An 18,168-nucleotide genomic window follows, 5' to 3' on the forward strand; every position below is an offset into this window, starting at 1 on the left:
CGCCACGGCCGCGGCCGACGACGGCAAGTCCAAATTCATGGGCAGCGAGATCGCCAAGAGCGACCGCCCCGAACTCACCGCCGCGAAGATCATCGTCTCCGGTGGACGTGCCTTGGGCAGCGCGGAGAAGTTCAACGACGTGATGACGCCGCTGGCCGACAAGCTCGGTGCCGCACTCGGTGCGAGCCGCGCCGCGGTGGACGCGGGTTACGCGCCCAACGACTGGCAGGTCGGTCAGACCGGCAAGATCGTCGCACCGCAGCTCTACATCGCCGCCGGCATCTCGGGTGCCATCCAGCACCTGGCCGGCATGAAGGATTCGAAGGTGATCGTGGCGATCAACAAGGACCCCGAGGCCCCGATCTTCTCGGTGGCCGACTACGGCCTGGAGGCCGATCTGTTCGAGGCTGTGCCTGAATTGATCAAGGCGCTCTGAGCCCTCTGAACAACACAAGGGCATCGTTCGCGATGCCCTTGTCGTATCTGCATCCCTGAATTCCGTGGAGACAAGACCATGAGCTACACCGCCCCCCTCAAAGACATGCTGTTCGACATCGAGCACCTGGCACGCATCGACCAGGTCTCGCAGATGCCGGGCTTCGAAGACGCCGGCCTCGAGACCGCGCAAGCGGTGCTCGAGGAATGCGCCAAGCTCAACGAGGGCGTGATCGCGCCGCTGAACTTCGAGGGCGACAAAAACCCGTCGTCGTTCAAGGACGGCGTCGTCACCACCACGCCCGGCTTCAAGGACGCCTTCAAGCAGTACGCCGAAGGCGGCTGGCAGGGCCTGCAGCATCCGGTGGACTTCGGTGGCCAGGGCCTGCCCAAGACCATCGGCGCGGCCTGCGGCGAAATTCTCAACAGCGCCAACATGAGCTTCGCGCTCTGCCCGCTGTTGACCGATGGCGCCATCGAGGCGCTGATCACCGCGGGCAGCGACGAGCTCAAAGCCATCTACCTGGAGAAGCTGGTGAGTGGCCAATGGACCGGCACCATGAACCTCACCGAGCCACAGGCTGGCTCCGACCTGGCGGCCGTGCGCAGCCGCGCCGAACCGCAGCCCGATGGCAGCTACAAGGTCTTTGGCACCAAGATCTTCATCACCTACGGTGAGCACGACATGGCCGAGAACATCGTGCACCTCGTGCTCGCACGCGTGACCGGCGCGCCCGAGGGCGTGAAGGGCATCAGCCTGTTCGTGGTGCCGAAGTTCATGGTGAACCAGGACGGATCGCTCGGTGCGCGCAACGACGTGCACTGCGTGAGCATCGAACACAAGATGGGCATCAAGGCCAGCCCCACCGCCGTGCTGCAGTACGGCGACCACGGCGGTGCCGTGGGCTATCTCGTGGGCCAGGAAAACCGGGGCCTGGAGTACATGTTCATCATGATGAACGCCGCGCGTTATGCCGTGGGCGTGCAGGGCATCGCCGTCGCCGAGCGCGCCTACCAGAAGGCCGTGGGCTATGCGAAGGACCGCGTGCAGAGCCGCCCGGTCGATGGAACGCTCTCCGCGGCCGCGCCCATCATTCACCACCCGGATGTGAAACGCATGCTCATGACCATGCGCGCGTTCACCGAAGGCTGCCGCGCCATGGCCGCTGTGGCCGCAGCGGCCTACGACGCCGCGCACCACCACCCCGATGCCGACACGCGCAAGCAGAACGCCGCCTTCTACGAATTCCTGGTGCCGCTGGTCAAGGGCTACAGCACCGAGATGAGCCTGGAAGTCACCAGCCTGGGCGTGCAGGTGCACGGTGGCATGGGGTTCATCGAAGAAACCGGGGCGGCGCAGTATTACCGCGACGCCAAGATCCTCACCATCTACGAAGGCACCACGGCCATCCAGGCCAACGACCTCGTGGGCCGCAAGACCGCGCGCGACGGCGGCACCGGTGCCAAGGCGATTGCCGCGCAGATCGAGAAGACCGAAGTGGAACTCGCGAAGCGCGAGAGCGCCAACGCCAAGGCCGTGCACAAACGCCTGAAGGCCGCGCGCGAGGCCTTTGTGTACGTGGTCGAGTTCATTGCCACCAACACCCGCAGCCATCCCAACGCAGCGTTTGCCGGCAGCGTGCCCTACCTGATGCTCGCCGGCAACCTCATGGCGGGTTGGCAACTCGCGCGCTCACTGATGGTGGCCGAGGATCTGTCCGCCAAGGGACAGGACGCGGCCTTCATGCAGGCCAAGATCATCACCGCACGCTTTTACGCTGACCACATCCTCAGCCGCGCGCCGGGCACGCGTGATGCCATCGTGGACGGCGCCGAGGCCGTGACCGCATTGGCCATCGAATCGTTCTGACCCACAACACACCCGACGGAGACTTCATGACCGCACCCGCCCGCAGCCTGCCCCCGGTTCTCAAGAACATCAAGTTCCCGGTGATCGGTTCGCCGCTGTTCATCATCAGCAACCCCAAGCTTGTCATCGCGCAGTGCAAGGCGGGCGTGGTGGGCGCGATGCCCGCGCTCAACGCCCGCCCGGCCGCGCAGCTCGACGAGTGGCTGGCCGAGATCACCGAGGCGCTGGCCGCGCACGACCAGGCGAACCCGGACAACAAGGCCGCGCCGTTCGCCATCAACCAGATCGTGCACAAGAGCAACGACCGGCTGGAGCACGACATGCAGCTGTGCGCCAAGTACAAGGTGCCGATCATCATCACCAGCCTGGGCGCGCGCGAAGACGTGAACCAGGGCGTGCACAGTTGGGGCGGCGTGGTGCTGCACGACGTGATCAACAACGTGTTCGCGCACAAGGCGATCGAAAAAGGCGCCGATGGCCTGATTCCCGTGGCGGCCGGTGCCGGTGGCCACGCCAGCGTGAAGAGCCCGTTTGCCATGGTGCAGGAAATCCGTGAGTGGTTCGGCGGCCCGATCGCGCTCTCCGGCTCCATCGCCTCGGGCGGTGCTGTCCTGGCCGCGCAGGCCATGGGCGCCGATTTCGCCTACATCGGCTCGGCTTTCATCGCCACCGAGGAAGCTCGTGCGGTGGACGGCTACAAGGAGATGATCACCCAGTCGAACTCGGACGACATCGTCTACAGCAATTTCTACACCGGCATCCACGGCAACTACCTCAAGGGCAGCATCCAGAAAGCCGGCATGGACCCGGACAACCTGCCGCAAAGCGACCCGAGCAAGATGAACTTCGCCACGGGTGAAGGCGCCAACGCCGCCAAAGCCTGGAAAGACATCTGGGGCTGCGGCCAGGGCATCGGCGCCATCCGCGAGGTGGTGCCCGCGGCCGACTTGGTGGCGCGCTTCAAGCGGGAATACGCGGAAGCCAAAGCGCGCATCTGCGCGGGCTGATCAGGCCTCTTCGCTGACAAAAAAAGGCCGGCTTGAAGAGCCGGCCTTCTTGCGTCTGCGGAGCAATCTTCGTCAGGACTACCGTTCGCCTCTCAACCAGGCGCCGAAGCTGCTGAGGGCTTCACCAATGGCCGCCCCCGGCGTCTGCGTGTACTGCACGCCGCCCACGTCCGAGATCTGCGCCACCGAGCCGCTGCCTTGCCACTCGGCGTACATCCAGTCGTCCGCCACGCGCGCCAAGCCGTCGGGCACGGCGGGCGGCTGTGCCACCGGCGTGCCCTTGAGCGCTGCGCTCATGTAGTCGATCCAGATCGGCAGCGCGATGCGCCCGCCAGACTCACCGCCGCCCAGGCTGCGTGGCTTGTCATAGCCCACCCACACGGCGGTGGCCAGGCTGGGCTGGTAGCCGGCGAACCAGGCGTCGACGGCGTCGTTGGTGGTGCCGGTCTTGCCGTACACATCGGGTCGCTTGAGCGTGGCCTGTGCACGCGCGGCCGTGCCTGTGCGCGTCACTTCGTTGAGAAGGCTGGACATCACGAAGGCGTTGCGCGCGGGAATCGCGCGGTTGGCCTCGGTCAGCGCCTCGGGCGGAGGCGCCTCAAACAGCACCTTGCCTTGGGCATCGGTGATCTTCTCCACCACCACCGGCGCCACCTTCCAGCCGCCGTTGGCCACCGTGGCATAGGCCTGCGCCATCTGCAGCGGCGTGACACTGCCTGTGCCCAGGGCCAGCGTGAGGTCGTTGGGCTGGCGCGCGGGGTCCAGGCCGAAGCGGGCGGTCCAGTCGCGCGCGGCCTGGGTGCCGGTGTGTTGCAGCACGCGCACGCTGGCGATGTTGCTGGACTGGGCCAGTGCCTGGCGCAGCGTGATGGGGCCGGCGTATTGACCGTTGCTGTTGGTGGGGGTCCAGCCGTTCGAAGCGGTGAAGGGCAGGTCGTCGACCAGCGTGCCCGGCATCACGCGGGCTTCGAGCGCGGCCGAGTACAGCAGCGGCTTGAGCGCCGAGCCCGGCTGGCGCCAGCCCTGGGTGACGTGGTTGAACGGCTGGCGGGTGAAGTCAAACCCGCCCACCAGCGCGCGCACGCGGCCGGTCTGGCTGTCCATGGCCACCAGCGCGGCTTCGGCCTCGGGCCATTGTGAGATGGCCCAGGCCGGCGTGCCCTTCACCTTGCCTGCGCTCACCACCCTCACGATGGCGCCACGCACGATCTTCAGCGGTGCCTTGGCCTTGGGGTCCAGGCCTTTTTGCGCCCAGCGCAGGCCCTGGCCCTGCAAGGTGATGCGCTCACCGCTGGCCAGTTGCACCTGCATGGCCTTGGGGCTGGCCGCGAGCACGATGCCCACGCGCAGCGTTTCGTCGTCGCGGTGGTCCTTCAGGGCCTCGGCGGCCGCGCGCTCCACGTCTGCGCCACTGCCCGACGGGAGTGCTTCAAGGTCTTCCGGTCCACGCCACGGGCCGCGCCGGTCGAAGGCCAGCACACCGCGCTGCACGGCGGCATACGCTGCGCGCTGGTCGGCTGCGCGCAACGAGGTGGTGACGCGCAGGCCATTGGAATAGGCCTCGGTCCCGAAGCGCTCCACCACCGCACGGCGTGCCATTTCGGCCACGTGGGCGGCGTGCACGCTGCGCAAGCCGGGCGTGCGCAGGACGAGCTTTTCGGCGCGCGCGGCGGTCAGTTGCGCGTCGGTGATCGAATCGGTGGCGCGCATGCGCTCCAGCACCACGCGCTGGCGCTGCGTGGCGCGCGCGAAGTTGGCCACCGGATTGGCGTAGTAGGGGTTTTGCGGCAGGCCGGCGAGCATCGCGGTTTCGGCCAGCGAGAGCTTGTCCAGCGGTTTGCCGAAATAGGTTTTTGACGCGGCGGCGAAGCCATAGGCACGCTGGCCCAGGAAAATCTCGTTGAGGTAGATCTCCAGGATGCGGTCTTTGGAGAGTTCGTCTTCCAGTTTCAGGGCCAGCCAGATTTCCTTGGCTTTGCGCTCGGCAGAGAACTCGCGTGTGAGCAGCATGGTGCGCACCAACTGCTGCGTGATGGTCGACGCACCCTGCTTGCGCCCACCGGTCACGGCCGCCACCAGCGCGCGCGCCATGCCCCGGGGGTCCACGCCGTTGTGTTCGCGAAACCGCGCGTCTTCCACCGACAGCACCGCGTCCTGCAGCAGCTTCGGCGTGCGCGACAGCGGCAGGTATTCGCGCCGCTCGGTGCCGAACTGCGCGATCTCCACGCCATCGGTGGTGAACACCTGCAAGGGCAGTTTGGGCTGGTACTTGACGATGCTGTCCAGCGGCGGCAGATCGAAGGGTGAGGCCTGCACGGCGGGTGCCGTGAAGGCGGCGGGCATCACCACCAGGGTGATCACCGCACGGCGAAGGTAAAACTTGGGCATGGGTGAGATTGTCCCGGATCGGTGTGCGGTGCATGTGCAGGCCGTGCGTGAGGGTGGTAACCACCTGTGTCTGAACCCGCGGGTAAGATGGCCAGCCGCCCCTGGCCCACCTGTGAAATCGCCCATGCGCAAGCGCATTCTGTTGCTGGAAGACGAACAAGCCATCGCGGACACCTTGCTCTATGCACTGCAGAGCGAGGGCTTCGAGGTGCAGCATGTGCGCCTGGCTGGCCATGCGCTGGAGGCGTTCCGCGCGCAGGCGCCAGACCTCGCCATTCTCGACGTGGGCGTGCCCGACGGCAACGGCTTCGATGTCTGCCGCGCCATGCGCAAGACCAGCGACATGCCCATCGTGTTCCTCACCGCGCGCCATGAAGAGATCGACCGCGTGCTGGGTCTGGAACTGGGGGCCGACGACTACGTGGTCAAGCCGTTTTCACCGCGCGAGGTGTGCGCGCGGGTGCGCGCGATCCTGCGGCGCAGCGCAGCGCTGCCGGTGGCGGCTTCGCCTGAGCAGGCGTCTCCGGGCCCGCGGTTGCAGCTCGATGAAGCCGCGCAGCGCATCCGCTGTGGCGGCGAGTGGCTTGTGCTCACGCGCTACGAATTCCAGCTGCTCGCCACCCTGCTGCGCAGGCCTGAGCGCATCTTCTCGCGCGTCGAGCTGATGGATCTGGTCTGGGGTGGTGCGCTGGACACGTCGGACCGCACGGTGGACGCACACGTGAAGCTGTTGCGCGCCAAGCTGCGCGCGCGTGGCGTGGCCGCCGAGCTGATCCAGACCCACCGCAACATGGGCTATTCGATCCGCGCGGTGGACTGACCCATGCGCATCGGTCTGCGGCTGCTGCTGGGTTTTTTCCTCATCCTGGGCGTGGCACTGGTGGTGGTGCTCAACGTGTTCCTGCAGGAGGTCAAGCCCGGCACGCGCCTGGCCATGGAAGACAGCCTGATCGACGCAGCCCATGCGTTTGCCCGGCTGGCCGCCGCCGACATGAAGGCCGGCACCATCGCCTCCGGCGGCTTCGCGCAGGCGCTGCACGCTTATCCGGGGGCGCAGCCCGGCGCCAGCATCTGGGGCTTTCAGAAGAACAGCATCGACTACCGCATCACCATCACCGACGCGCAAGGCATCGTGCGCTTCGACACGCGCCAGGAGGCGGTGGGGCAGGACTTCTCGCGCTGGAACGACGTGCTGCGCACACTGCGCGGCGAGTACGGCGCGCGCTCCAGTCTGGCCAGTCCGAACGATCCGAACAGCACGGTGATGCACGTGGCCGCGCCCATCCGCGATGGCGATCGCATCATCGGCGCGCTCACCGTGTCCCGGCCCAACCGCAGCCTGGAGCCCTACATCGAGCGCAGCCAGCAGCGCATCCTGCGTTGGTCCTGGGCACTGCTGGGCCTGTCGCTGTTGATGGGTGTTCTGCTCAGTTGGTGGATGGCGAGTTCACTCTCGCGCCTGCGGGGCTATGCCAACGCGGTGGCCAGCGGTGAGCGTGTGGCCCTGCCGCGCTTCGGGCGCCTGAGCGGCAACACCGAGTTCAACGATCTGGCCCAGGCCGTGGAGCGCATGCGCATCAAGCTCGAAGACAAGGCCTATGTCGAGAACTACGTGCACACGCTCACCCACGAACTCAAGAGCCCGCTGGCCGCGATCCGGGGCGCGGCCGAGTTGCTGGAGGAAGACCTGCCCGGGCCGGAGCGACAGCGCTTCGCCGGCAACATCCAGCGCCAGACCGAGCGCCTGCGCCAGCTGATCGACAAGCTGCTGCGCCTGGCCGATGTGGAGCAGATGCGCTCACTGAGCAAGCTTGAGCGTGTGGACCTGAGCGCATTGACACGCGAACTGTTGCTGCGCGCCGAGCCCCGCCTGCGCCTGAAGGGATTGCGTGTGCGCGACGAGCTGGGAGAGGGCCACGTTGTGCGCGGCGATCCCTTCCTGCTCGCTCAGGCGCTGCAGAACCTGCTGGACAACGCGATCGATTTTTCACCCGAACAAGGCGATCTGTGGCTGCGGCTGGTCAACGATGGTGATGCGCTCGTGTGGTCGGTGCGCGACCAGGGTCCGGGTGTGCCCGACTATGCGCAGGCGCACATCTTCGAGCGCTTCTACTCGTTGCCCCGCGGCGAGGCGCAAGAGAAGAGTTCGGGCCTGGGCCTGTGTCTGGTGAAGGAAGTGAGCGACCTGCACCACGGAGACATCCAGGTCGGCAACGTGAGCGATCCGCCCGGTTGCCTGGCGCGCTGGCGCCTGCCGCTCTGAGCCGTTTCACATTCACTGCACAAAACGCCGCGGCACTGCACGGCCGCTGCACACCCGCTTGAGAGACTGGCGCGGTCCCAACCATGGAGCCCGCCTTGAACAAATACCCCTTGCTGAGCAAGTTGCTCGTCATCTTCTCCCTGATGCTGCTGCTGTCGATCCCGTTGCTGATGGTGTTCGACACGATCCAGGAGCGCAGCGCCTACCGCGCCGAGGCCGCCACCGAGGTGGCGCGCGCCCATGCCGGCGCCCAGACCATCACCGGCCCGGTGCTCTACGTGCCGTACACCGAAACCTTCACGCGCACCGTGCTGGTGGAGACGGGGCGCGGCGAGACGCGCGAGGAACGGGTCACGCAGGCCCACGTGGCCTTGCGGTTTCCCACCCGCCTGGACACGCGCAGCCAGCTTGAGACACAGACCCGCTGGCGCGGCATCTTCCCGGTCACGGTCTACACCAGTGCCCACCAGAGCACCGGCCGCTTCGTGTGGAGCGGTGTGGAGCCGATGGAGAAGAACGGCCAGATCACCCTAGGGCAGCCGCGCATGATCCTGGGCGTGAGCGATCTGCGCGGCCTGCTCAGCGCACCCCAGCTCACGGTGGCGGGTCAAGCCGTGACCATGGCGCCATCACCCGCGGCGCAGAAACTGCCGCTGCCCCTCGCTGCTCCGGTGGATGTGGCGCTGCTCAAGCCCGGCGCCGCGTTCGACATCACCCTCAACGTGGAGCTCGCAGGCACCGGGCGCATCGGCTGGGTGCCGCTGGCCGACGAGAACAGCGTGAGCCTGCGATCCAGCTGGCCGCATCCCAACTTCGGGGGTGATTTTTTGCCGCGCACGCGCACGGTGAGCGAGCAGGGGTTTGACGCCACCTGGAGCGTGCCTTCGCTGTCGACGCAGGCGCAGCAGCAGTTCGCGCAGCAGGGTGAGCTGCGCTCCGCACCCGACAGCTTCTCGGTGTCGCTGGACAACCCGGTGGACGTGTACCGCCTGACCGAGCGCGCCACCAAGTACGCGCTGATGTTCATCGTGCTCACCTTCGCCGCGTTCTTCGTGCTGGAGATGGTCAAGCGCTGGCGCATCCACCCCATGCAGTACCTCATGATCGGCGCGGCGCTGGTGCTGTTTTTCCTGTTGCTGCTCTCGCTTTCCGAGCACCTCGATTTCGCCTGGGCGTATGGGCTGGCGAGCGTGGCCTGCATCGGGCTGCTGACACACTACCTGCGCCACGTGTTGGGCGGCTGGCGGCCCGCTCTGGGCATGAGTGCCATGCTGGTGGCGCTGTACGGCGTGCTCTACGGCATCCTGGTCTCGGAAGACAACGCCTTGATGATGGGCTCGCTGCTGCTCTTCGGCGTACTCGCGGCCATCATGGTGGTCACCCGCAAGGTGGACTGGTACAGCGTGATGCGAACGCCTGAACAGCCACTTCAACAGACGCGTCAGTAGCCTTCGATGGCGAACAGCGTGCCGGTGGAGGCACGCTGGCGGATCGCGACCAGGCGCTGGTAGTCGGGCGAGGTGTAGAAGGCCTGCAGGTGCGCCATGTCGGGGAACTCCAGAATCACCTGCCGGTGCGGCACACCGCTGCCTTCGAGCACGCTGACCGCGCCGCCGCGCACCAGGTAGCGCCCGCCGTGGGCGGCGATGAGCGCGGGCACGTCGCGGCGGTATTCCTCGTAGAGGGCGGGGTCGGTGATTTCAACATTGCCGTAGATGTAGGCGGGCATGGGGTCTCCTGTGGTGTGGGTTGCCCTTGAGCTTAAAGCCCGAGTTGCATCGAAATACAACCGGATGGTTGACCGTTGGATGCGCAGTCGATATATTCAACCACATGATTGAATATCAACCCGCCCAGCTCGACGCCGTGTTTCATGCCCTGGCCGATCCGACGCGGCGCGCGATGCTGCACACCCTGTCTGCGCAGCCGTTGCCCGTGGGCGAGCTCGCGGCGCCGTTCGAAATGTCGCTGGCCGCCGCTTCCAAGCACATCCAGGTGCTCGAGCGCGCGGGGCTGGTCCAGCGCAGCATCACCGGCCGAACCCACCTGTGCCAGTTGAACGCGGCACCGATGCACGCGGGGCTGGAGTGGATGCGCCACTACGAGCAGTTCTGGCAGCAGCGCGTCGATGTGCTGGAGGCCTTGCTCAAGGCCGAGGACAAGGCCCGCGATCCGTCCAGACTCCCCCACAACCCAAGGAGAAAGCCATGAATGAAGACTACGGCGTGCTGACCGCACCCGACACCGTGCGCATTGAGCGCCTGCTGCCCGGATCCATCGATCGGGTGTGGGCCTGGATCACCGAGGAAGACAAGCGCGCCCGGTGGTTCGCGGGCGGCACGATGGAGCTGCGCGTGGGGGGCCGGGTGGCGCTGGCGTTCCGCCACAGCGAGCTGACCCATCCCGAAGACCCCGCACCCGCGAAGTACGCGGACATGGCCGACCACGCCGAGCTGCGGGGTCAGGTCACAGTGTGCGAGCCGCCGCATCTGCTGGCCCACACCTGGGGCGGGCAGGGCGAGGTCCGGTACGAATTGTCTGAAACCGCGGGCGGCGTGAGGCTCGTGATCACCCACCAGCGTTTGCCGGGTCGCGACGACGTGCTCAGCGTGTCGGCGGGCTGGCACGCGCACCTCGCCTTGCTGGTTGCGCAGCTTCAGGGTCGCGAGCCGCCGAGGTATTGGCAACTGCACACGCGGCTGGAAGCCGAGTACGCGGCGCGCATGGCGCGGACCTCGTTCGAACCGCGGAAACGGGTCAGCGACTGACGGCGGAACTCCGATCTCTTGTCGCCACCGTTTCACGACGATCTTGTTACTCCCCGTCGCACGGCCGTTTGACTAGAGTCGGGTCTCCCTCCAAACCTCACCGAGAGCCAACACCCATGACCACCTACACCGGCAGTTGCCACTGCGGCAACATCGCATTCGAAGTCGAAGGCACCATCGACAGCGGCCTGGCGTGCAACTGTTCGATCTGTTCACGCAGGGCGTCGCTGCTGTGGTTCGTGCCGCGCGCCAGCCTCAGGCTGAAGACGCCGGAGGCTGCGGCGGGCACCTACCTGTTCAACAAACACGTGATCAAGCACCGGTTCTGCACCACCTGCGGCATCCACGCCTTTGGTGAAGGCACCGATCCCAAGGGCAATGCCGTGGCCGCCGTCAATCTGCGTTGCATCGAGAACATCGAGCTCGCCGCGATCCCGGTGCAGCAGTTCGACGGCAAGGCCTTGTGAGGCCCTAGCTGCTCCCGCGCACCATCATCTCGAACCCCAGATCCACCGAGTTGCGCGCCGGCACCTCCCCGCGCATCAGACCCAGCAGCATCTGCGCACTCGCCTCGCCCATCGCCCGGCGAGGTGTGCGCACGGTGGTCAGCGGCGGCACCATCTGCTCGCTGCCCGAGAGGTCGTTGAAGCCGGCCACGGCGATACGGCCCGGCACGTCCACACCCAGGCGCAGGGCGGTGAGCAGGCCACCCTGGGCCAGGTCGTCGTTGCAGAAGAACACGGCGTCCACCTCGGGGCGGGTGCGCAGCAAATCCTCCAGCAGTTCACCACCCAGCCGCATCGACGACGGCTGCGGGCTCAGCAACTCAAGCCTTGCGTCGTACAGGCCGTGCTCACGCAGGCAGCGGCGGTAGCCCTCGGCGCGCTGCATGGTGCGCGGGTCGAGCTGGGCCGCCACGAAGGCGATGCGCTGGCGCCCGCGCTGCACCAGGTGTTCGGTGATGGCGTGGCCCGCCTCGATCTGCGAGAAGCCCACGCAATACACGTTGGGCGCTTGCGTGAGCTCCATCAAATACACGCAGGGCACACCGCTGGCGGCGATCATCTGGCGCGCGGCTTCGGTGCGGTCGAAGCCCGTGAGCAGCAGGCCGGCCGGGCGGTGCGCGAGGTAGCTGCGCAGCAGTTGTTCTTCTTCCTGCGGCTCGTAGTGCGTCACGCCGATCATGGGCTGGTAGCCGTGGGGCAGCAGCGTGCGATGCACGGCTTCGAGCACGTCCACAAACAAGGCGTTGGACAGCAGGGGAACGAGCACCGGCACCTGCGTGCTGCGCTGCGAAGCGAGGGCACGCGCGGCCGGGTCGGGCACATAGCCGAGCTGCGCGGCGGCACGCTTGACGCGCTCCACCAGATCGGCGGCCACGCCGCGCTCGCCGCGCAGTGCACGCGACGCGGTGATGGGGCTGACTTCGGCGGCCAGCGCCACGTCGCTGAGGGTGGTGCGCCCGCTGTGGCGGCGCTTGCGTTCGGTCGGTTCCAAGGGTTTTCCCGGTATTTGGTGTGGATCGTGTGGCGTTAGGATAGCGCTGTCCATGGCCTTGTGCCACCCGAATTTACCCTGAATCGCCCTGCATATGCCCGGGAACTCAACCGGAAAGAGCGGCGATGCCACACAGGGAATTCGCCCATTTTTTTGGCTCAACGGGATAGCGCTACCAAATGAACATCCGGCCCGAAAACACCTTCCTCGTCGTCATGGGCGTGGCGGGTTGCGGCAAGTCCAGCCTGGGCCAGTTGTGCGCCGGTTCCCTGGGCGTGCCGCTGCTCGAAGGCGACGACTTCCACTCCGGGAGCAACGTGGCCAAGATGCGCAGCGGCACACCGCTGAGCGACGACGACCGTGCGGCCTGGCTCGACACCCTGGCCGCCCAGCTGCAGGCCCACCCGCAAGGTGTGGTGTTGACCTGCTCGGCGCTCAAGCGGCGCTACCGCGACCGCTTGCGCGCCGCCGCGCCTGGCTTGCGCTTCGTGTTTCTCGACCTCACGCAGGAGCAGGCGCGCGAACGCGTGGCCGCACGCCCTGCGCACCTGTTTCCGGTGAGTCTGGTGGCCAGCCAGTTCGCCGCGCTCGAAGACCCGCGGCTGGAACCCGGTGTGCTGCACCTGGACGCCACGCAGTCCCTGACCGACCTGGGCTCGGCGGTGGTGCGCTGGGTGCGCAGCGCGCACGCCCCTGCAACCCTGGAGAACCGCTCATGAAACCGGGTCAAGTCTTGAAGCACGGCATTGAAGGCCTGCTGGCGCTGTGCCTGCTGGGCATGGTGATCTGTGTGTTCGGCAACGTGTTGCTGCGCTACTTCTGGGGCACCGGCTGGGTGGTATCCGAGGAGCTCTCGCGCCTGTTGTTCGTGTGGCTGGTCTGCCTCTCGGCGATTCTGGCTTTTGGTGAACACAAGCATCTGGGCTTTGACCTGGTGACGGCGCGGCTCAAGGGGCCGGCGGCTGCGGTGTTTCGCTGGCTCACGCGGGGCCTGATCGCGCTGGCGCTGTATTACTTGATCGACGGCTCGTGGTCGCAGGTGCTGGTGGGCCTGGACAGCCGCAGCCCGGTGATGAACACGCCGCTGGCCGTGGGCGCTGCGGGCACGCTGGTGATGGGGGTTTGCATGGCCGTGCTGCTGGTGCTGCAGGCTTGGGATGACTTGCATGGCAACGCGCCGCAGTCGATGACCGAGGGAGAGCGGACATGAGCGCAGCGCAGGGCCGCCCCAAGCAAGCTCGCACCCCCTCGGGGGGCAGCGCAGCCAACGAAGTGGCAAGCGTGGGGGCCACATCATGACCATCGGCATTTTTCTGCTGGTGCTGTTCGCCACCATGACGGTGGGCGTGCCCATCGCATTCGCGCTCATGCTGACTGCGCTGGCGCTCATGGTGCACCTGGACTTTTTCGACGCCCAGTTGCTCGCGCAAAACGTGCAGGCCGGCTTCGACAGCTTTCCGCTGCTGGCCGTGCCGTTCTTCATCCTCGCGGGTGAACTCATGAACGCGGGCGGTCTGAGCCGGCGCATCATCGATCTGGCACGCTCCATGGTGGGGCACGTGCCGGGCGGCCTGGGTTATGTGGCGATCGCGGCCTCGGTGCTGCTGGCCTCCATGAGCGGCTCGGCGATTGCCGACACGGCCGCGCTGGCCACGCTGCTGCTGCCCATGATGCGGCGACAGAACTACCCCGATGGATCGAGTGCGGGCCTGATCGCCTCGGGCGGCATCATCGCGCCCATCATCCCTCCGTCCATGCCCATGGTGATCTATGGCGTGACGACCAACACCTCGATCAGCAAGCTGTTTCTCGCCGGCATCGTGCCCGGCTTGATGATGGCCACGGCGCTGGTGATGGTGTGGCGCTGGGTGGCGCGCACCAAACAGCTGACCGTGGCCGAGAAGACCACCTGGCCGCAGCGCCGCCATGCGCTGGCCAGCAGTGCCTGGGCGCTGATGATGCCCGTCATCATCATCGGTGGCCTGCGCATGGGTTTCTTCACGCCCACCGAAGCGGCGGTGGTGGCCGCGGTGTACGCCTTGCTGGTGGCCACGCTGGTCTACCGCGAGCTGAACCTGCAAGGCATCTACCGCGTGCTGGTGGACGCCTCGCGCACCACCGGCGTGGTGATGTTCCTGTGTGGCGCGGCCACCGCCGCCTCTTACATGATCACGCTGGCCGACCTGCCCAACGAGTTGGCCAAGAGCATCGGCCCGCTGCTCTCGGAGCCCATGCTGTTCATGGCCGTGGTGTGCCTGTTCCTGCTGGCCGTGGGCATGGTGATGGACCTCACGCCCACCATCCTGATCCTGGCGCCGGTGCTCTCGCCGCTGGCGGCCAAGGCCGGCATCGACCCGGTGTACTTCGGCTTCATGTTCATCTTCGTCGGCTGCCTGGGCCTGCTCACACCGCCGGTGGGTACGGTGCTCAACGTGGTGGCCGGCATCGGGCAACTGCGCATGGAGACCGTGATCCGCGGCGTCATGCCATTTCTGCTGGTGTATTTCGCCATGCTGGCCCTGCTCATCCTGTTCCCGGCCATCGTGCTGTGGCCCCTGAAGCTGATGTTCTGACGTTCAAGCTTTTTTTGTTCCCCGCGGCGCTTCGCCGCATCCAACCCGAGGAGACTCAACATGAAACTCAAGCAACTCACCATCGCAGCCGCCGTCGCGCTGGCCACCCTGGGCGCGGGCATGGCCCAGGCGCAGGACATCAAGCCGCGCCTGATCCGTTTTGGCTACGGCCTGAACGAGGTGTCCAACCAGGGCCGCGCCACCAAGGTGTTCGCCGACGAGGTCGAGAAAGCCTCGGGCGGCAAGATGAAGATCCGCGCCATCGGTGCGGCCGCGCTCGGCTCCGACGTGCAGATGCAGCAGGCCCTGATCGGCGGCGCGCAGGAAATGATGGTGGGCTCCACCGCCACGCTGGTGGGCATCACCAAGGAAATGGCGATCTGGGACACGCCTTTCCTGTTCGACAACGCCAAGGAAGCCGACGTGGTGCTCGACGGCCCGGTGGGTCAGAAGGTGATGGACAAGCTGCAGGACAAAGGCCTGGTCGGCCTCGTGTACTGGGAAAACGGTTTCCGCAACCTCACCAACAACAAGCGCGCCGTCACCAAGCTCGAAGACATGGACGGCATCAAGCTGCGCGTGATGCAGAACAACGTCTTCATCGACAGCTTCAAGACCCTGGGCGCCAACGCCGTGCCGCTGCCGTTCTCCGAGCTCTTCACCGCGCTGGAGACCAAGACGGTCGATGGCCAGGAGAACCCGTACAACACCATCCTCTCAAGCAAGTTCTACGAGGTGCAGAAGTACCTGACCGTGACCAACCACGTCTACAGCCCCTGGATCGTGCTGGTGAGCAAGAAGTACTGGGATGGCTTGAGCAAGGACGAGCAGAAGGTGCTGATGGACGCCGCGAAGAAGAGCCGCGACTTCGAGCGCCAGGACACGCGCACCGAAGCCGACAAGGCACTGGCCGACCTCAAGGCCAAGGGCATGCAGATCAACCAGCTGTCACCGGCCGAAGCCAACCGCATGCGCGAGAAGCTGGCTGCGGTGAACACCGGCATTGCGGCCAACGTGGGTGAAGACCTGTGGAAGGAAACGCAGGCCGCCGTGGCCAAGGCGCGCGCTGCGAAATAACGAAACCGGGGCCCGCCCCGCGTTCAGAAGGCCGGCTTTGCAGCCGGCCTTTTTTTTATCCGCGCGCTTCCATCGCCTTCGCCATGGTCTTGCCCAGCTCCACGCCCCACTGGTCGTAGGCGTTGATGCGCCAGATGGCGGCCTGGGTGAACACCTTGTGCTCGTACAGCGCGATCAGCGCGCCCAGGCGCATGGGGTCCAGGCGGTCCAGCCACAACACGTTGCTCGGGATGTTGCCTTCGAACGTGCGGTGCGGTGCCATGGCCGCCGCAGCGGCTTCGTTCAGCCCGTCCTTCATCAGCGCGGCTTGCGTGTCCTGCAGCGAACGACCGCAGGCCATGGCCTGGGCCTGCGCGCGCAGGTTGAGGTTGACCACCGCGTGGTGCGTGGCGGCCATGGGCATCGGTGTGTCTTCGTTCTGCACGCCGATGAAGTCCACCGGCACGGTGTGCTGGCCCTGGTGGATGAGCTGGAAGTAGGCGTGCTGCCCGTCGATGCCCAGGCCGCCCCAGACGATGGGGCCGGTGTCCACCGTGGCGGGTGTGCCGTCGGTGTGGGTGCGCTTACCGTTGGACTCCATGTCCATCTGCTGCACGAAGGGCGTGAAGCGCACGAGCCGCGAGGCGTAGGGCACGATGAGGTGCGTGGGCATGTGCAGGAAGTTGCGGTTCCAGATGCCGGCCAGCGCGAGCTGCATGGGCAGGTTGTGTGTCGGCAGTGCGGTGCAGAAGTGCTCGTCCATGGCGCGCGCCCCGGCCAGGAAGGCGCGGAAGTTCTCCGGCCCGATGGCAATGGCCAGTGGCAGACCGAGCGCCGACCACACCGAGTAACGCCCGCCCACCCAGTCCCAGAACAGGAAGGTGCGCTCGGGTGGATAGCCCAGCTTGGCGGCTTGTGCCGGGCTGGCGGTGATGGCCACCAGGTGTTTGGACAAGGCCTCGGGCGGGCAGCCGTGGTCGGTCAGCCAGCGCTGGGCGCTGGCGGCGTTGGTCAGCGTTTCCTGGGTGGTGAAGGTCTTGCTGGAGACCACCAGGATGGTGCGTCTGGCATCGAGCCCGCGCAGCACGCTCCACAGTGCCCAGGCGTCCGGGTTGGAGACGCAGTGCACGCGGATGCCGGGCACGGCGGGGGCGGCCAGATGCGCCAGTGCGTCGATGGCCATGCGCGGGCCGAGGTCGGAGCCGCCGATGCCGATGTTCACCACGTCGGTGATGACCTCGCCGGAGAAGCCGAGCACGGCGCCAGCGTTGATCGCCTGGGCGAACTCGCAGACCCGCGCCAGCTCGCGGTGCACATCGCCCTGCACGGCGTTGCCCCAGGGGCCCGCGTGCAACGGATCGCCGCGCAGCGCCACGTGCAGCACGGGGCGGTCCTCGGTGGTGTTGATGGTGTCGCCGCGAAACATGGCATCGCGCTGCGCCGCCACGTCGGACTGCTCGGCCAGCGCGAGCAGTGCGTGCTGAATGGCGGGTGTGAGGCGCTGGCGGCTGGTGTCGAGCGTGATGCCGGCGGCGGTCGTGTGCATGCGTTGGGCACGGTGCGGGTCGGCGAGCAGTTCGCGCAGGTGCGGCGTGGGGTTGTCGGCCAGCCTCTGCAGCTCTTGCCAGGCGGGCAGGGTGGTGGGCAGTTTCATGGCTGTGGTTTCCCTTTCAATGGGGTGCTGCCAACGCAGTGGCCTCGCGCGCCAGCTTCGTGATGCCGGCCCAGTCGCCATGGCGCACGAGATCGGCTGGCGTGAGCCACGAGCCCCCGGCCATGGCCACGTTGGGCAGTTTCAGAAAGTCGCGCAGATTCTCCACGCTGACGCCGCCCGTGGGACAAAAGCGCACGTCGGGCAGCGGCGCGCCCAGTGCCTTGAGCATGCCCAGACCGCCGGCCTGCGAGGCGGGAAACAGCTTCATCAAGGTGAAACCGTGGTCGCGCGCGCGCATCACTTCGCTGGGCGTCATCACGCCGGGAATGAAGGGCAGCCTGGCCTCGCGCACGGCGTGCACGAGGTCGTCGGTGCAGCCAGGCGACAGCGCAAAGGTGGCGCCAGCGGCCATCACCTGCCTGACCTCGGTCACGCGCGTGACGGTGCCCGCGCCCAGGTGCATCTTCGGCACGGCGCGGGCCACGGCTTCCATGGCCTGCAGCGCCACGCCGGAGCGCAGGGTGATCTCCATCACGTCGATGCCGCCTTCGAGCAGGGCGTGGGCGAGCGGCACGGCATGGGCCGCGTCGTTGAGCACGATCACGGGGACGACGCGGGAGGTGAAGGCGGGGCGGGTGAAGCAGGTGGTGGTCATGG

General features: G+C 66.8%; 18 protein-coding genes. 13 read left to right on the plus strand and 5 right to left on the minus strand.

What is annotated here, in order from left to right; all coding sequences use genetic code 11:
* The 3 genes from V6M63_RS05225 to V6M63_RS05235 all read left to right on the plus strand — a co-directional run.
* Positions 1-436, plus strand: a 436-nt coding sequence (locus tag V6M63_RS05225; RefSeq protein ID WP_332740168.1) for an electron transfer flavoprotein subunit alpha/FixB family protein, incomplete at its 5' end; no start/stop codon positions are given.
* A gap of 78 nt (positions 437-514) precedes the next feature.
* Entirely contained in the window at positions 515-2,305 is a 1,791-nt protein-coding gene (locus V6M63_RS05230) for an acyl-CoA dehydrogenase (protein WP_332740170.1), read from the plus strand.
* Positions 2,306-2,331: 26 nt separating this feature from the next.
* Entirely contained in the window at positions 2,332-3,312 is a 981-nt protein-coding gene (locus tag V6M63_RS05235) for an NAD(P)H-dependent flavin oxidoreductase (protein ID WP_332740172.1), read from the plus strand.
* A gap of 78 nt (positions 3,313-3,390) precedes the next feature.
* Here the strand turns inward: V6M63_RS05235 and V6M63_RS05240 are convergent, their stop codons facing one another.
* Positions 3,391-5,700 carry a penicillin-binding protein 1A gene (locus tag V6M63_RS05240; RefSeq protein WP_332740173.1) on the minus strand — a complete coding sequence of 770 codons (2,310 nt, stop codon included), beginning with the start codon at positions 5,698-5,700 and terminating at the stop codon, positions 3,391-3,393.
* A gap of 124 nt (positions 5,701-5,824) precedes the next feature.
* Here V6M63_RS05240 and creB point away from each other — a divergent pair, with 124 nt between their 5' ends.
* The 3 genes from creB (at position 5,825) to creD (ending at position 9,411) form a co-directional block, all read left to right on the plus strand.
* Entirely contained in the window at positions 5,825-6,520 is a 696-nt protein-coding gene (gene creB / locus V6M63_RS05245) for a two-component system response regulator CreB (RefSeq protein WP_332740175.1), read from the plus strand.
* A 3-nt stretch (positions 6,521-6,523) separates the two neighbouring features.
* Positions 6,524-7,963, plus strand: a complete 1,440-nt coding sequence (gene creC / locus V6M63_RS05250) for a two-component system sensor histidine kinase CreC (RefSeq protein WP_332740177.1) — start codon at positions 6,524-6,526, stop codon at positions 7,961-7,963.
* 95 nt (positions 7,964-8,058) lie between these two features.
* Positions 8,059-9,411 (plus strand): cell envelope integrity protein CreD, encoded by a 1,353-nt coding sequence (gene creD / locus V6M63_RS05255; protein ID WP_332740179.1) that lies wholly within the window; start codon positions 8,059-8,061, stop codon positions 9,409-9,411.
* Here the strand turns inward: creD and V6M63_RS05260 are convergent.
* A complete protein-coding gene (locus V6M63_RS05260; RefSeq protein WP_332740180.1) occupies positions 9,405-9,692 on the minus strand; it encodes a DUF1330 domain-containing protein in 288 nt (95 codons plus the stop codon). The two genes, creD and V6M63_RS05260, sit on opposite strands and share 7 nt — an antisense overlap.
* 104 nt (positions 9,693-9,796) lie before the next feature.
* On the opposite strand from V6M63_RS05260, the gene V6M63_RS05265 reads away from it, so the two are divergent.
* The 3 genes from V6M63_RS05265 to V6M63_RS05275 all read left to right on the plus strand — a co-directional run bounded on the left by V6M63_RS05265 (position 9,797) and on the right by V6M63_RS05275 (position 11,198).
* Positions 9,797-10,174, plus strand: a complete 378-nt coding sequence (locus V6M63_RS05265) for an ArsR/SmtB family transcription factor (protein ID WP_332740182.1) — start codon at positions 9,797-9,799, stop codon at positions 10,172-10,174.
* Positions 10,171-10,731 (plus strand): SRPBCC family protein, encoded by a 561-nt coding sequence (locus V6M63_RS05270; RefSeq protein ID WP_332740184.1) that lies wholly within the window; start codon positions 10,171-10,173, stop codon positions 10,729-10,731. Before V6M63_RS05265 ends, V6M63_RS05270 begins: the two co-directional genes overlap by 4 nt.
* A gap of 116 nt (positions 10,732-10,847) precedes the next feature.
* Positions 10,848-11,198 carry a GFA family protein gene (locus V6M63_RS05275; protein ID WP_332740186.1) on the plus strand — a complete coding sequence of 117 codons (351 nt, stop codon included), beginning with the start codon at positions 10,848-10,850 and terminating at the stop codon, positions 11,196-11,198.
* A gap of 4 nt (positions 11,199-11,202) precedes the next feature.
* On the opposite strand, the gene V6M63_RS05280 is transcribed toward V6M63_RS05275, so the two are convergent.
* Positions 11,203-12,282, minus strand: a complete 1,080-nt coding sequence (locus V6M63_RS05280; protein ID WP_442909543.1) for a LacI family DNA-binding transcriptional regulator — start codon at positions 12,280-12,282, stop codon at positions 11,203-11,205.
* Positions 12,283-12,407: 125 nt separating this feature from the next.
* On the opposite strand from V6M63_RS05280, the gene V6M63_RS05285 reads away from it, so the two are divergent.
* The 4 genes from V6M63_RS05285 (at position 12,408) to V6M63_RS05300 (ending at position 15,878) form a co-directional block, all read left to right on the plus strand.
* The gene (locus V6M63_RS05285) at positions 12,408-12,947 is read left to right on the plus strand and encodes a gluconokinase (RefSeq protein ID WP_332740189.1); all 540 of its coding nucleotides are present in this window, start codon (positions 12,408-12,410) and stop codon (positions 12,945-12,947) included.
* On the plus strand, positions 12,944-13,438 hold the full coding sequence (locus V6M63_RS05290) for a TRAP transporter small permease (RefSeq protein ID WP_332740191.1): 495 nt from the start codon (positions 12,944-12,946) through the stop codon (positions 13,436-13,438). The genes V6M63_RS05285 and V6M63_RS05290 overlap by 4 nt, the downstream gene beginning before the upstream one ends.
* Before the next feature lie 85 nt (positions 13,439-13,523).
* Complete coding sequence (locus tag V6M63_RS05295) at positions 13,524-14,801, plus strand: TRAP transporter large permease (RefSeq protein WP_332740193.1); 1,278 nt, start codon at positions 13,524-13,526, stop codon at positions 14,799-14,801.
* Between the two features lie 60 nt (positions 14,802-14,861).
* A complete protein-coding gene (locus V6M63_RS05300; RefSeq protein ID WP_332740194.1) occupies positions 14,862-15,878 on the plus strand; it encodes a TRAP transporter substrate-binding protein in 1,017 nt (338 codons plus the stop codon).
* Positions 15,879-15,933: 55 nt separating this feature from the next.
* Here V6M63_RS05300 and pgi read toward each other — a convergent pair whose 3' ends face one another.
* Together pgi and eda are read right to left on the minus strand one after the other, a co-directional pair.
* Positions 15,934-17,511, minus strand: a complete 1,578-nt coding sequence (pgi, locus tag V6M63_RS05305; RefSeq protein WP_332740196.1) for a glucose-6-phosphate isomerase — start codon at positions 17,509-17,511, stop codon at positions 15,934-15,936.
* A gap of 16 nt (positions 17,512-17,527) precedes the next feature.
* The gene (eda, locus tag V6M63_RS05310; RefSeq protein ID WP_332740198.1) at positions 17,528-18,166 is read right to left on the minus strand and encodes a bifunctional 4-hydroxy-2-oxoglutarate aldolase/2-dehydro-3-deoxy-phosphogluconate aldolase; all 639 of its coding nucleotides are present in this window, start codon (positions 18,164-18,166) and stop codon (positions 17,528-17,530) included.
* Positions 18,167-18,168 lie beyond the last annotated feature (2 nt).

The sequence above is a fragment of the Hydrogenophaga sp. genome, from assembly GCF_036675665.1.
GTDB lineage: Bacteria > Pseudomonadota > Gammaproteobacteria > Burkholderiales > Burkholderiaceae_C > Hydrogenophaga.